Raw genomic sequence first — 14019 nt, forward strand, 5'->3', positions numbered from 1 at the left:
GTGGGAAGGATGAAGCGTCTGGATTCTAGGCCGGCTAGAGCAATTGCTCTATTCGCAGTCCGCCGTCCTTAAGTCGTGTTCTGCCGGTACGCCGCTCGGCCCCGATGTCCGCCGTCGGCGGATGCGTAACCGGACGACCCACTGCCCGCGGCTTTCCGAACGGACAAAGAAAAGCCCCGCCGAAGCGGGGCCTTCCTTGCACGCAGCACTCAGGGCTGTCTTCTCATCAGAGCGAATCGAGATAGCGCTCCACATCCAGCGCGGCCATGCAGCCGGCGCCGGCCGAGGTGATCGCCTGGCGGTAGACGTGGTCGGCCACGTCGCCGGCGGCGAACACACCCGGTACGTTGGTCGCGGTGGCGTTGCCTTCACGCCCGCCGTTGACCACCAGGTAGCCGTCCTTCAGGGCCAGTTGCCCTTCGAACAGCGAGGTATTGGGAGTATGGCCGATGGCGACGAACATGCCATCCACGGCGATCTCCTCGGTGCCGCCGTCGCGGGTCTTCAGGCGCACGCCGGTGACGCCCATCGCGTCGCCAAGCACCTCATCGACCTCGGCGTTGAGCTTGAGCACTATCTTGCCTTCGGCGACCCGCGCCTGCAGCTTGTCCTGGAGGATCTTCTCGGCGCGGAAGGTCTCGCGACGATGCACCAGGGTCACCCGGCTGGCGATGTTGGCCAGGTACAGGGCCTCTTCGACAGCGGTATTGCCGCCGCCGATCACCGCTACTTCGCGGTTGCGGTAGAAGAAACCGTCGCAGGTGGCGCAGGCCGACACGCCCTTGCCCATGAACGCCTGCTCCGACGGCAACCCCAGGTAGCGCGCGCTGGCACCGGTGGCGACGATCAGTGCGTCGCAGGTGTAGGTGCCATTGTCGCCGCGCAGGGTGAACGGCTTGCCGGCCAGGTCCACGGCATGGATGTGGTCGAAGACGATCTCGGTCTCGAAGCGCTCGGCGTGCTCCTGCATCCGCTGCATCAGTGCCGGGCCGGTCAGGCCGTGGGGATCGCCCGGCCAGTTGTCGACCTCGGTGGTGGTGGTCAACTGGCCGCCGGCCTGCATGCCGGTGATCAGCAGCGGCTTGAGGTTGGCGCGCGCGGCGTAGACAGCCGCGCTGTAACCGGCGGGACCGGAACCGAGGATGATCACTCGGGCGTGGCGGAGGGTATCGGGCATCTCGTCGGACTCCTGCCGACATCAGCGTCGGCGCGAATAAAAACGGGGCCACCAAAGCACATGGGGAAGGCTTGGAAGGAGCGGTCGCCCCGGAAAAAGGTCGGTCGGGCACACTTCGCGCCCGCCATCGGGATCACAGAGCCTCGGCGTTCTCGGCCAGGTACGAGGCCACGCCCTCGGCGCTCGCCTTCATGCCTTTCTGGCCCTTGCGCCAGCCGGCCGGGCAGACCTCGCCGTGTTCCTCGGTGAACTGCAGGGCCTCGACCAGGCGCACCATCTCGTCCACCTCGCGCCCCAGCGGCAGGTTGTTCACCACTTGGTGCTGGACCACCCCGGCGCGGTCGATCAGGAACGAAGCACGCAAGGCCACGCCGTCCTCGTGCTCGATGCCGTAGGCGCGGGTGATCTCGTGCTTGACGTCGGCGACCATGGTGAACTCGACCGCGCCGATGCCGCCCTTCTCCACCGGCGTGCTGCGCCAGGCGTGGTGGGTGAACTGCGAGTCGATGGAGACACCGACCACCTCGACGCCCAGCTCGCGGAACTTATCCATGCGGTTGTTGTGGGCAATGATTTCCGAGGGGCAGACGAAAGTGAAGTCGAGCGGCCAGAAGAACAGTACGACGTACTTGCCGCGCAGGCTGGAAAGCTGGAAGGCATCGACGATGGAACCGTCGCCGAGGACCGCGGCAGCAGTGAAGTCGGGGGCTTGCTTGTTGACCAGTACGCTCATCGCGAGGCTCCTAGAAGGTTGGGTTCCGCCCGGCGACGCCAGGCTCCCGGAAGAATATGCAGCGCAGGTTACCCAACCACGACGATGCATTGAAATGTCGAATTTCAATTCGCACGATAGAGTCAGCCTATGCTCTCAACCTGCGGCTAGACTCATGCTGTCGCCCATTACCCGTCCTCACCGCATGCCCCTACGCACACGCCTGCTCTGGCTGTTCCTGCCGTTGCTGGCCGCCAGTCTCGGCGGTATCTGGCTCTTGTCGGAAAGCATCCTGCTGAGCCGTTTCGACCGAGAGGACCAGCAACGCCTGCAAGAGGGCGCCACCGTCCTGCACAACCGGCTGGACTTCGAGTTGAAGCGCCACCTGGACATCGTTCGCACCTACGCCTGGTGGGATGCCAGCTACGACTTCATCCAGCGCCCCAACGAGACCTTCGAACAGGAAAACCTCGACCACGAGATGCTCGACGACCTGGGATTCGACTTCGTCCTGTTCCTCGACGACCGGGGTCACCTGCAACTGAAGCAGTGGTCCCCGCCCGCGCCCGACCAGCGCGTGCTCTTCGGCGCCCCCTCGGCGAGCGACCAGGCCCTGCTCGAGGCACTGCAGCAACGCGCCATCCGCCTCGGCGCGCTGGACTTTCGCGGACGTACCGACCACAGCCTGAGCGAGCTGCTGCTGGTCGACAACCTGCCGACCCTGCTGGTCAGCGTGCCTATCAGCAACAACCAGGGTAGCGCGCCGGCGAAGGGCGCGATCCTCGCCGGCTACTTCCTCGACCGGGAACGCCTGGCCAACCTCCGCGAACAGATGCAGGCCGACCTGCAACCGATGCCCAACATCGCCACCGACTCCACCTGGAAGCCGCTGCGCAGCCGCAGCGGCAGTACCCACAACCAGGCCCTGCTCAGCCCACGACGGTTCATCGGCGAACATGTCCAGCAGGTCTCGGTGCAGTATCTGAGTTCCAGCGGCGAGCCGCAGCTGCGTTTCGACATCACCAAGAAACGCCTGCTCTACATCCAGGGCGAGAAGGCCATCAACTTCTTCCTCGGCGCCTCCCTGCTGGTCGCGCTGGGCGCTTTCCTGGTCGGCTACCTGGCCCTGGAGCTGTGGGTCCTGCGCCGGGTCCAACGGCTCAACCGGGAGGTCGCCGAAGTCGGACGCAACGCCCACTCGATACGCCTGAGCGACTTCGGCAACGACGAGCTGGGACAACTGGCGGGCGAGATGAACCAGATGCTCGAGCGCCTGGAACACAGCGAGGCGCGCGACCGGGCGATCCTCCAGTCGATGCGCGACGGCTACTTCGAAATGGACGTCGACGGCGTGATCCTCACCGTCAACCCCGCGCTCTGCCAACTGCTCGGCCAGACGCGCGAAACGCTGATCGGCCATCCCTACTACGAACTGCTCGGCGAAGACGACCTGGCGCGTGCCCGCCAACCCTTCCAGCGCGCCATGCAGAGCGGCGCAGGCAAGACCTTCGCCATCCCCCTGCAGCGCGCCGACGGCAGCCTCGGCTACTTCGAGGCCACGGTTTCGCTGATCCACGACCTGCAGGGCGAACTACGGGGCTACCGCGGCATCGTCCGCGACGTCAGCGACCAGATCGCCTACCAGCAGCAATTGCTGGAAATGGCCTACCGCGACCCGCTGACCGGCCTGGGCAACCGTAAGGCCTTCGACGAACAGCTCGGCCAGGCGTTGCTTCGCGCCGGCTCCGGCGGAAGCGAACTGGCGCTGCTGTACCTGGACCTGGACCGCTTCAAGGAGGTCAACGACCGCTTCGGCCACGACATCGGCGATGCCCTCCTCAGGACCGTCGCCGAACGGGTACGCAGCACCCTGCGGCAGCCGGACAAGGCCTACCGCCTGGGCGGCGACGAATTCGCCGTGCTCCTCGAGGACAGCCAGGAAAACAATCCGCAGCGCCTCGCAGAACGCCTGCTGGCGGCGCTGGTCCAACCGATCGCGCTGAATGGCGAACGCATCGACTTCGTCACCCCGAGCATCGGCATCGCTCTCTACCCGCGGCATGCCGGCGATGCCGAAGGACTGGTCCGTGCCGCCGACAGCGCCATGTACCAGGCCAAGCGCCAGCGCAACCACTATTGCCTGTACCAGGCGCCAGCCTGAAATGCGCGGTCAAACAGGCTCTGTCGCGGGCTTTCGCCAGTCTGCTAAGGTTTCAGCCCGCATCCCATCGGAGAACCATTCCCTATGCCAGCCCTGAGCGGCCCGCAATACCTCGGCGAAGGCCTGAAGCTGATCATGCGTCCCGGGCTGCGCCTGTTCGTGCTGATCCCCCTGACCCTCAACCTGCTGGTGTTCGCCCTGCTGATCGGCTTCGCGATGCAGCAGTTCAGCCACTGGGTCGACCTGCTGATGCCCAGCCTGCCCGACTGGCTGAGCTTCCTGCAGTACATCGTCTGGCCGTTGTTCGTCCTGCTGGTGCTGGTGATCGTGTTCTTCACCTTCACCATGGTCGCCAACATCATCTCCGCGCCGTTCAACGGCTTCCTCTCGGAAAAGGTCGAGGTGGTGGTTCGCGGCCGCGACGACTTCCCGCCGTTCAGCTGGGCCGAACTGCTGGCGATGATCCCGCGCACCATGGGTCGCGAGATGCGCAAGCTCGCCTACTTCCTGCCGCGCGCGCTGGTGCTGCTGGTGCTGAGCTTCGTGCCCGGGGTCAACCTGATCGCCACGCCGCTGTGGATCCTCTTCGGCATCTGGATGATGGCGGTGCAGTACATCGACTATCCGGCGGACAACCACAAGCTCGGCTGGAACGAGATGCTCGCCTGGCTGCGCAGCAAGCGCTGGGCGTGCATGGGTTTCGGCGGGATGACCTACCTGGCGCTGCTGATCCCGCTGGTCAACCTGGTCATGATGCCCGCCGCCGTCGCCGGCGCCACCCTGTTCTGGGTCCGCGAGGAAGGCGAGAAGGCGCTGGTGAAATAAGCATGCGCCCGGTGTCCGCTGTCGGCATTGTCAGGCGGGCGTCAGCGCCCTGACAGCCGGCGTCGGGCACACTACGAATGCCCTCGGGAGCGTCGGCGTAGGCCGCAGCCGAGACCTGCGCCAGCCCTTGCAGACCGGCTCGACGCTGCCGAACCGACTGGCCGCCGGTGCCTCCCCACGCAGGCGGCCTTTTTTTACCCGCCGGCCTTGCCGTCCATGCAGGATGGCCGGCGCTCACCCCCTTCCTGTCCGCTACGCCCCCCTCGACGCCGCCACCCTGGCACTACAGTGGCAACCAGGCGAGGCAGGCTCCGGCCCGCTTTCGATGACCACCGTCCCCAGCCCGCCCAGCGGCGGAAAACAAGAAGAGGGTCGCCATGTCACGTTCCGCATTCACCGCGCTCTTGCTGTCCTGCGTCCTGCTGGCGCTCTCCATGCCTGCCAGGGCCGACGACCAGCCCTACCGCTTCGGCCTGGGCAAGGCGGACATCACCGGCGAAGCCGCCGAAGTCGGCATGATGGGTTACTCCTCCCTCGAACAGAAGACCGCCGGCATCCACATGCGCCAGTGGGCGCGTGCCTTCGTGATCGAGGAAGCGGCCAGCGGCCGTCGCCTGGTCTACGTCAACACCGACCTGGGGATGATCTTCCAGGCCGTGCACCTGAAGGTCCTGGCCCGGCTCAAGGCGAAGTACCCCGGTGTCTACGACGAGAACAACGTGATGCTCGCCGCCACCCACACCCACTCCGGTCCGGGCGGCTTCTCCCACTACGCGATGTACAACCTGTCGGTGCTCGGCTTCCAGGAAAAGACCTTCAACGCCATCGTCGACGGCATCGTCCGCTCCATCGAGCGGGCCCAGGCCAGGTTGCAGCCCGGCCGCCTGTTCTACGGCAGCGGCGAGCTGCGCAACGCCAGCCGCAACCGTTCGCTGCTGTCGCACCTGAAGAACCCGGACATCGCCGGCTACGAGGATGGCATCGACCCGCAGATGAGCGTGCTCAGCTTCGTCGACGCCAACGGCGAGCTGGCCGGCGCGATCAGTTGGTTCCCGGTGCACAGCACCTCGATGACCAACGCCAATCACCTGATCTCCCCGGACAACAAGGGCTACGCCTCCTATCACTGGGAGCACGACGTCAGCCGCAAGAGCGGTTTCGTCGCCGCCTTCGCCCAGACCAATGCCGGCAACCTGTCGCCCAACCTGAACCTGAAGCCCGGCTCCGGTCCCTTCGACAACGAGTTCGACAACACCCGCGAGATCGGTCTGCGCCAATTCGCCAAGGCCTACGAGATCGCCGGCCAGGCCCAGGAGGAAGTGCTCGGCGAACTGGATTCGCGCTTCCGTTTCGTCGACTTCACCCGCCTGCCGATCCGCCCGGAGTTCACCGACGGCCAGCCGCGCCAGTTGTGCACCGCGGCCATCGGCACCAGTCTGGCCGCCGGTAGCACCGAAGACGGTCCAGGCCCGCTGGGGCTGGATGAAGGCAACAATCCGTTCCTCTCGGCCCTTGGCGGGTTGCTCACCGGCGTGCCGCCGCAGGAACTGGTGCAATGCCAGGCGGAAAAGACCATCCTCGCCGACACCGGCAACAAGAAACCCTACCCCTGGACGCCGACGGTGCTGCCGATCCAGATGTTCCGCATCGGCCAGTTGGAACTGCTCGGCGCCCCCGCCGAGTTCACCGTGATGGCCGGGGTGCGGATCCGCCGCGCGGTGCAGGCGGCCAGCGAAGCGGCCGGTATCCGCCATGTGATCTTCAATGGCTACGCGAATGCCTATGCCAGCTACGTCACCACCCGCGAGGAATACGCCGCCCAGGAATACGAAGGCGGCTCGACCCTCTACGGCCCCTGGACCCAGGCCGCCTACCAGCAGTTGTTCGTCGACATGGCGGTGGCGCTGCGCGAACGCCTGCCGGTGGAAACCTCGGCGATAGCGCCGGACCTGTCCTGCTGCCAGATGAACTTCCAGACCGGAGTAGTGGCCGATGATCCCTATATCGGCAAGTCCTTCGGCGACGTGTTGCAACAACCCAGGGAAAGTTATCGCATCGGCGACAAGGTGACCGTCGCTTTCGTGACCGGACATCCGAAGAATGACTTGCGCACCGAGAAGACTTTCCTGGAAGTGGTGAATATCGGCAAGGATGGCAAACAGACGCCCGTGACCGTTGCCACCGATAATGACTGGGATACCCAATACCGCTGGGAGAGAGTGGGTATATCTGCCTCGAAAGCGACTATCAGCTGGTCCATTCCACCAGGGACCGAGCCCGGCCATTACTACATCAGGCACTATGGCAACGCGAAGAACTTCTGGACCCAGAAGATCAGCGAAATCGGCGGCTCGACCCGCTCCTTCGAGGTGCTCGGCACCACTCCCTAGCGGGCTCCAGCCAAGGTTTCGAGATTCGCCAGCCAACTTTATGACGCATGAAAGTCGTCAAATAAAATGTGATTTAAAACACATGAACAAGTGACCTTTCATTCAGCCGACAAGGGCATGGAACTCTATTTCCATGCCCTTTGTTTTTATCCCGAAAAACTTCTCAAGTTGTCGCTCAAGGTCATATCGAAGTCGCTTTCGGGATCAACCGATAAATTATCGCCATGAAACCATCGGCTCGCTGTATTCCCTGCCGGAAAAACAGCGAAGACGATTAATCATCTCGAAACAAGAAGTACGCAGATTGATGGAAATCAAAAAACCACCCGGGAAATAAAACGATGACCGAAAACTGGAAATTCCGCCGTCGAACCTTTCTCAAGCACGGCGCCCAGGCCGCTACCCTGGCCGGCCTTTCCGGGCTGTTCCCGGAGACGCTCCGGCGCGCCCTGGCCATCGAGCCGGACATCCGCACCGGAACCATCCAGGACGTCCAGCACGTGGTCATCCTGATGCAGGAGAACCGCAGCTTCGATCACTACTTCGGCCACCTCAACGGCGTCCGCGGCTTCAACGACCCTCGCGCGCTCAAGCGCCAGGACGGCAAGCCGGTCTGGTACCAGAACTACAAGTACGAGTTCTCCCCCTATCACTGGGATACCAAGGTCACCAGCGCCCAGTGGGTGAGTTCGCAGAACCATGAATGGTCGGCCTTCCACGCGATCTGGAACCAGGGCCGCAACGACAAGTGGATGGCGGTGCAGTACCCCGAAGCCATGGGCTACTTCAAGCGCGGCGACATTCCCTACTACTACGCCCTGGCCGACGCCTTCACCCTGTGCGAGGCCTACCACCAGTCGATGATGGGCCCGACCAATCCGAACCGCCTCTACCACATGAGCGGACGCGCCGCCCCCAGCGGCGACGGCAAGGACGTACACATCGGCAACGACATGGGCGACGGCACCATCGGCGCCAGCGGCACGGTGGACTGGACCACCTATCCCGAGCGGCTAAGCGCCGCTGGCGTGGACTGGCGGGTCTACCAGGAAGGCGGCTACCGCTCCTCGTCACTCTGGTACCTGTACGTCGACGCCTACTGGAAATACCGGCTCCAGGAGCAGAACAACTACGACTGCAACGCCCTCGCCTGGTTCAGGAACTTCAAGAACGCTCCGCGCGATTCGGACCTCTGGCAGCGCGCCATGCTCGCCCGCGGCGTCGACCAGTTGCGCAAGGATGTGCAAGAAAACACGCTGCCGCAGGTGTCCTGGATCGTCGCGCCCTACTGCTACTGCGAGCATCCCTGGTGGGGCCCCTCGTTCGGCGAGTACTACGTGACCCGGGTGCTCGACGCGCTGACCAGCAACCCCGAGGTCTGGGCCAGGACCGTGTTCATCCTCAACTACGACGAGGGCGACGGCTTCTATGACCACGCCAGCGCCCCGGTGCCGCCGTGGAAGGATGGCGTCGGCCTTTCCACGGTCAGCACCGCCGGCGAGATCGAGGCATCCAGCGGGCTGCCCATCGGGCTCGGCCACCGCGTCCCGCTGATCGCCATCTCGCCCTGGTCGAAGGGCGGCAAGGTCAGCGCCGAAGTGTTCGACCATACCTCGGTGCTGCGCTTCCTCGAACGCCGCTTCGGCGTCGTCGAGGAAAACATCTCGCCCTGGCGGCGTGCCGTCTGCGGCGACCTGACTTCGCTGTTCGACTTCCAGGGCGCAGGCGATACCCAGGTCGCCCCCGACCTGACCAACGTCCCGCAGAGCGACGCGCGCAAGGAGGACGCCTACTGGCAGCAGTTCTACCGGCCCAGTCCCAAATACTGGTCCTACGAGCCCAAGAGCCTGCCCGGCCAGGAAAAGGGCCAGCGCCCTACCCTCGCGGTGCCCTACCAGTTGCACGCCACGCTGGCCCTCGACATCGCCACCGGCAAGCTGCGCCTGACCCTGGGCAACGACGGCATGAGCCTGCCGGGCAATCCGCAGGGACACTCCGCTGCGGTATTCCAGGTGCAGCCGCGGGAAGTCGGCAATCCGCGCTTCTATACCGTGACCAGCTATCCGGTGGTCCAGGAAAGCGGAGAGGAACTGGGCCGGACCCTCAACGACGAACTCGACGACCTGATCGACGCCAACGGCCGCTACGCCTTCGAGGTGCACGGCCCCAACGGCTTCTTCCGCGAGTTCCACGGCAACCTGCATCTCGCCGCGCAGATGGCGCGGCCCGAGGTATCGGTCACCTATCAACGCAACGGCAACCTGCAGTTGAACATCCGCAATCTCGGCCGCCTGCCGTGCAGCGTGACGGTGACGCCGAACCCGGCCTATACCCAGGAGGGCAGCCGTCGCTATGAACTCGAACCGAACCAGGCGATCAGTGAAGTGTGGCTGTTACGCAGCAGCCAGGGCTGGTACGACCTCAGCGTGACCGCCAGCAATACGGAAGCCAACTATCTCCGCCGCCTGGCCGGACACGTCGAGACCGGCAAGCCGAGCAGGAGCGATCCATTGCTCGACATCGCAGCGACCTGAAGCGAGGAGTCCATCGCATGAGACCTACCCTGACCTGGACCTTGCTGGCCCTGCTGCTCTGCGGCACGGCCATCGGCGCCGTCCTGTTGTTTTACCCATCGGAGCCGGCGCCCGTCGCGCCCTTCGCGTCTCCCCCGCAGGCCACACCGGCGGCAAAACCTTCCATTCCTTCCCGAGCCCCCGAGATGAATACAGCCACCGCTCCCGACAACCTGGAACAGCAACTCGGCGAGTTCGGCCGCAACGCCGGGCAGATGTCCGAGATCGAACGCAAGCAGGCCGCCGAAGGCCTGATCGAACAGCTCAAGCGCGAGGTGGCGGTCGGCGCCGATCCGCGCCAGACCTTCGAGGAGATCCAGCGTCTGACGCCCTATGTGGAGGCCGATGCCAGGCGCCGCGAGGCGCTCGACTTCGAGATCTGGATGGCGCTCAAGGACAACGCCTCCGTCCAGCAGCAAGCGCCGACGCCTGGCGAGGAAGAGCAACTGCGCGAATACGCGCAAGAGTCGGACAAGGTGATCGCCGAGGTGCTCGCCAGCGTCGACGGCGAGGAGCAGCGTCACGCCGCCATCGACGAACGCCTCAAGGCCCTGCGCAAGCAGATCTTCGGCGAGGAGAACCCACGCCTGCTGCAACGCTGAAATCCACGGCGCCCCGACCGGGGCGCCGTCACGCAAGCGTCACCAAAACTTCACATCCGCTACACGGCGTCGGTCGACACTGACGTCATGAGCAGACCTCTAAGCATCGCCCTGATCAGCGAAACCTACCCACCGGAAGTCAACGGCGTCGCCAATACCCTGGGTCGCCTGCATGCCGGTCTCCAGCAGCTTGGCCATCGGGTTCAGGTGGTGCGCCCGCGCCAGCCCGGCGACGACGGCCGGCGCAGCGACGCCGAGCTGGTGCTGACCCGCGGCTGGCCGTTGCCCGGCTACCCCGGCCTGCAATGGGGCATGTCGAGCCTGCACAAGCTGCTGCGCTGCTGGAAGCGCCAGCGCCCGGACGTGCTCTACATCGCCACCGAAGGCCCGCTCGGCTTCTCCGCCCTGCGCGCCGCGCGGCGCCTGGGCATCCCGGCGGTCAGCGGTTTCCACACCAACTTCCAGCAGTACAGCGAGCACTACGGCTTCGGCCCGCTGACCCGGCTGGTCACCGGCTACCTGCGCTGGTTCCACAACCGCACGCAGATGACCCTGGTGCCCAGCGGCAGCCAGCGCATGGAATTGCAACGGCGCGGTTTCGAACGCCTCAACCTGCTCTCCCGCGGGGTCGACAGCCAACTCTTCCATCCCTCCCGGCGCGATCCCGAACTACGCCGGCGCTGGGGCCTGGGCGAACAGGACATCGCCGTGCTGCACGTCGGCCGGCTGGCGGCGGAGAAGAACCTCGGCCTGCTCGGCGGCACCTTCCGCGCGCTCTGCGCCGCCCATCCGCAGCTGAAGCTGCGCCTGGTACTGGTGGGCGACGGGCCGGAGCGCAAGCACCTCGAACGGGACCTGCCCGAAGCGCTGTTCTGCGGCGTCCAGCGCGGCGAAACCCTGGCCGCCCACTACGCCTCGGGCGACCTGTTCCTCTTCCCAAGCCTGTCGGAGACCTTCGGCAACGTGGTCCTCGAAGCCCAGGCCGCCGGCCTCGCGGTGGTCGCCTTCGACCAGGCCGCCGCCGGCCAGCACATCCGCCATGGGCACAACGGCGTGCTCGCCGCGCCGGGCGACAAGAGCGGCTTCGTCGAAGTCGCCAGTTGGCTGCTGGACGACCAGGAACGCCTGCGCCGGGTCCGTCTCAACGCCCGCCAGCACGCCAGCCGGCAAGGTTGGGACAGCATCGTCGAGCACTTCCAGAACTACCTGGAGGACGCCTGCGCCAGTCCGCTGGTCCAGCCCGCTCGGTCGAAGCCCGAGCGGCCGCCGGCGGAGGATGGCGGGGCCTTGCCACGCAGCCGCGAGTAGCTCTCAGGCAAAGGCTTTCGGCGCGGCGATGAAGCCCAGGCTCATGGCCCCGGCGCCCAGATTGATGCCGCCGGTGGGACTGAGCATGCCCAGGTGCAAGTGGATGTCGCACTCGCGGCAGGCGTTCTCCAGCGCGGCGAAGCCCGGCAGGTCGCGCAGCGCGGTCGGATCGCCGGCATAGCTGAGACCCAGTTGCGGTGCCAGCAGCTCACCCGCCTGTACCCGCGCCAGGGCATAGCCGAACAGCTTCTCCGCCGACTTCTCGAAGCTCGGCGAGAGCGCCACCGGTTTGTCCTCGCCATCGGCCAGGCTGAACACCGGCTTGACGTCGAGCAGCGAGCCCAACCCCAGCGCCGCGCCCTTGACCCGGTCGACGAAACCGCTGCGATCACCCTTCTGGAAGCCGCGCCGGCGCAAGTGGCCCAGGTCGTCGGCGACCAGGTAGGTGCAGGTCTGCTGGCTGAGCTGTTCGAGGCGCGTACGCAACGCGTTGGGGTGGCTGCCCTGCGCCAGCAGGCGCGTGCCCTCGGCCGCCAGGCAGGCGATGCCGGCGAACACCGAGTGGCTGTCGAGTACGCGCAGGGTGAAGGGACCGGCGATGCCGGCCGCGTGGCGGCGCTCGTGGTAATGCTGGAGCAGGCCGAAGGAGGCCTGGGTGGCATGCTCGAAGATCGGACTGCGCAGGCTGTCGACGGTGAGGCAGACCACGTAGTCGAAGTCGGTCACCAGTTCGTCGAGGAACCATTGCTGCAACTCGGCGGCGGAGAGCGGCTGGCTGCCGTCCTTGCTGCCGACCTTGGGCAGGTGGTCGCGGTAGAAGCTCAGGGTGGTGTCGGGATCGCGTCGATCGATGAGCCGCTGCTCGCCCAGGCGGATCCCGATCGGCATCACGCGGATGCCGTGGGCGGCGAGGAATTCGGGCGGCAGGTCGCAGGTCGCGTCGACCACCAGGCCGATACGCATGGATTCGCTCCTCTGGCCGTTTCTCGGCCTATTGTTGTGTTGGCGGTCATACAATGCCGGTTTCGGACTTTGAAGTCAGCCGGTCGCAGGGCGGGTTTTCGGAAAAAATCACGGCCATGAAAAATCCCACCCCGAGGGGTGGGATCTGCTTGCTGGCGCGGCGCCGGGTCGGTGCGTCGCGGACGCGCCTTCAGACCAGGCTGGCCAGGGCCTCGCGGCTGAACGGCTTGATGTCGCCGATACGCCCCTCGCGGACCTTCACCGCCCACTCCGGGTCCACCAGCAGCGCGCGGCCCACCGCGACCAGGTCGAACTCGCCCTTGTCCAGGCGCTCCACCAGGCCGTCGATGCTCGCCGGCTGCGCCACCTCGTCGGTTTTGCCGAAGAATTGCAGGAACTCGCTGCCGTCCAGGCCGACGTTACCCACGGTAATGGTCGGCTTGCCGGTCAGCTCGCGGGTCCAGCCGGCCAGGTTGAGTTCCGAGCCTTCGAACTCGGGAATCCAGAAGCGGCGGGTCGAGCAGTGGAAGATGTCGACGCCGGCCTCCACCAGCGGCGCGAGGAACTCGCGCAGGCCCTCCGGGGTTTCCACCAGGCGCGCGGAATAGTCCTGCTGCTTCCATTGGGAGAAGCGGAAGATGATCGGGAAATCCGCGCCGACCGCCGCGCGCACCGCCCGCACCAGCTCGACGGCGAAGCGCGAGCGATTGGCCAGGCTGCCGCCGTACTCGTCGTCCCGCTGGTTGCTGCCTTCCCAGAAGAACTGGTCGATCAGGTAGCCGTGGGCGCCGTGGATCTCCACCCCATCCATGCCGATCGCCTGGGCGTCGCGGGCGGCCTGGGCGAAGGCGGCGATGACTTCCTGGATGTCGGCCTTGCTCATGCCGTGGACCAGCACCTTGCCGTCCTTGGCCTTCTCCATCGGGCCGTAGCCGGGCACGCTGGCGTCCGGCTCCACGCCCAGGCGCCGAACGCTGCCGACGTGCCAGAGCTGCGGAACGATGCGCCCGCCCTCGGCATGCACTGCGTCGACCACCTGCTTCCAGCCGGCCAGGGCGTCCTCGCCATAGAAGCGCGGCACGTTCGGATAGCCGTTGGCGGCCTTGTGGCCGACCGTGGTGCCTTCGCTGACGATCAGGCCGACGCCGGCGGCGGCGCGCCGGCGGTAGTACTCGACGACCTTGGCGTTGGGTACGCCGCCCGGGGAAAAGTTGCGGGTCATCGGCGCCATCACCACACGGGTGGGCAGCTCCAGGGCGCCGAGACGGAACGGTTGGAACAGGGCTTCTACGGGGGCACTCATGGACG

General features: G+C 65.8%; 10 protein-coding genes. 6 read left to right on the forward strand and 4 right to left on the reverse strand.

All coding sequences use genetic code 11. The features are described 5' to 3' along the window. Positions 1 to 226: 226 nt before the first annotated feature. Together trxB and VQ067_RS21930 are read right to left on the reverse strand one after the other, a co-directional pair. Positions 227 to 1177: a thioredoxin-disulfide reductase gene (gene trxB, locus VQ067_RS21925; protein ID WP_003109420.1), complete on the reverse strand. Its 951-nt coding sequence runs from the start codon at positions 1175 to 1177 to the stop codon at positions 227 to 229. Between the two features lie 133 nt (positions 1178 to 1310). After that, on the reverse strand, positions 1311 to 1910 hold the full coding sequence (locus VQ067_RS21930; protein ID WP_003085842.1) for a peroxiredoxin: 600 nt from the start codon (positions 1908 to 1910) through the stop codon (positions 1311 to 1313). Positions 1911 to 2094: 184 nt separating this feature from the next. Here VQ067_RS21930 and VQ067_RS21935 point away from each other — a divergent pair, with 184 nt between their 5' ends. From VQ067_RS21935 to VQ067_RS21960, 6 genes are all read left to right on the forward strand, one after another. Continuing rightward, entirely contained in the window at positions 2095 to 4050 is a 1956-nt protein-coding gene (locus VQ067_RS21935; RefSeq protein ID WP_031628067.1) for a sensor domain-containing diguanylate cyclase, read from the forward strand. Between the two features lie 84 nt (positions 4051 to 4134). Next, positions 4135 to 4875: a sulfate transporter CysZ gene (cysZ, locus tag VQ067_RS21940; RefSeq protein WP_003085838.1), complete on the forward strand. Its 741-nt coding sequence runs from the start codon at positions 4135 to 4137 to the stop codon at positions 4873 to 4875. A 377-nt stretch (positions 4876 to 5252) separates the two neighbouring features. Further along, on the forward strand, positions 5253 to 7265 hold the full coding sequence (cerN, locus tag VQ067_RS21945; RefSeq protein WP_033990164.1) for a ceramidase CerN: 2013 nt from the start codon (positions 5253 to 5255) through the stop codon (positions 7263 to 7265). A gap of 341 nt (positions 7266 to 7606) precedes the next feature. Then, positions 7607 to 9799: a phosphocholine-specific phospholipase C gene (locus VQ067_RS21950; protein ID WP_033990166.1), complete on the forward strand. Its 2193-nt coding sequence runs from the start codon at positions 7607 to 7609 to the stop codon at positions 9797 to 9799. 17 nt (positions 9800 to 9816) lie between these two features. Next, positions 9817 to 10440, forward strand: a complete 624-nt coding sequence (gene plcR, locus VQ067_RS21955) for a phospholipase C accessory protein PlcR (RefSeq protein ID WP_003122996.1) — start codon at positions 9817 to 9819, stop codon at positions 10438 to 10440. 87 nt (positions 10441 to 10527) lie between these two features. Further along, the gene (locus tag VQ067_RS21960) at positions 10528 to 11748 is read left to right on the forward strand and encodes a glycosyltransferase family 4 protein (protein ID WP_003085828.1); all 1221 of its coding nucleotides are present in this window, start codon (positions 10528 to 10530) and stop codon (positions 11746 to 11748) included. Between the two features lie 3 nt (positions 11749 to 11751). Here VQ067_RS21960 and VQ067_RS21965 read toward each other — a convergent pair whose 3' ends face one another. Together VQ067_RS21965 and VQ067_RS21970 are read right to left on the reverse strand one after the other, a co-directional pair. Further along, positions 11752 to 12711 (reverse strand): DegV family protein, encoded by a 960-nt coding sequence (locus VQ067_RS21965; RefSeq protein ID WP_015503426.1) that lies wholly within the window; start codon positions 12709 to 12711, stop codon positions 11752 to 11754. A gap of 190 nt (positions 12712 to 12901) precedes the next feature. Next, complete coding sequence (locus VQ067_RS21970) at positions 12902 to 14014, reverse strand: NADH:flavin oxidoreductase (protein WP_003085824.1); 1113 nt, start codon at positions 14012 to 14014, stop codon at positions 12902 to 12904. Between the last annotated feature and the right edge of the window lie 5 nt (positions 14015 to 14019).

Origin of the sequence: Pseudomonas sp. KBN12P06040, from assembly GCF_037574965.1 — a bacterium.
Taxonomy (GTDB): Bacteria; Pseudomonadota; Gammaproteobacteria; order Pseudomonadales; family Pseudomonadaceae; genus Pseudomonas; species Pseudomonas aeruginosa.

Excerpts from the sequence above, each read along its gene's own strand:
- trxB (WP_003109420.1), bottom strand. The coding sequence starts at position 1,177 with ATGCCCGATACCCTCCGCCACGCCCGAGTGATCATCCTCGGTTCCGGT.
- VQ067_RS21930 (WP_003085842.1), bottom strand. The coding sequence starts at position 1,910 with ATGAGCGTACTGGTCAACAAGCAAGCCCCCGACTTCACTGCTGCCGCG.
- VQ067_RS21935 (WP_031628067.1), top strand. The coding sequence starts at position 2,095 with ATGCCCCTACGCACACGCCTGCTCTGGCTGTTCCTGCCGTTGCTGGCC.
- cysZ (WP_003085838.1), top strand. The coding sequence starts at position 4,135 with ATGCCAGCCCTGAGCGGCCCGCAATACCTCGGCGAAGGCCTGAAGCTG.
- cerN (WP_033990164.1), top strand. The coding sequence starts at position 5,253 with ATGTCACGTTCCGCATTCACCGCGCTCTTGCTGTCCTGCGTCCTGCTG.
- VQ067_RS21950 (WP_033990166.1), top strand. The coding sequence starts at position 7,607 with ATGACCGAAAACTGGAAATTCCGCCGTCGAACCTTTCTCAAGCACGGC.
- plcR (WP_003122996.1), top strand. The coding sequence starts at position 9,817 with ATGAGACCTACCCTGACCTGGACCTTGCTGGCCCTGCTGCTCTGCGGC.
- VQ067_RS21960 (WP_003085828.1), top strand. The coding sequence starts at position 10,528 with ATGAGCAGACCTCTAAGCATCGCCCTGATCAGCGAAACCTACCCACCG.
- VQ067_RS21965 (WP_015503426.1), bottom strand. The coding sequence starts at position 12,711 with ATGCGTATCGGCCTGGTGGTCGACGCGACCTGCGACCTGCCGCCCGAA.
- VQ067_RS21970 (WP_003085824.1), bottom strand. The coding sequence starts at position 14,014 with ATGAGTGCCCCCGTAGAAGCCCTGTTCCAACCGTTCCGTCTCGGCGCC.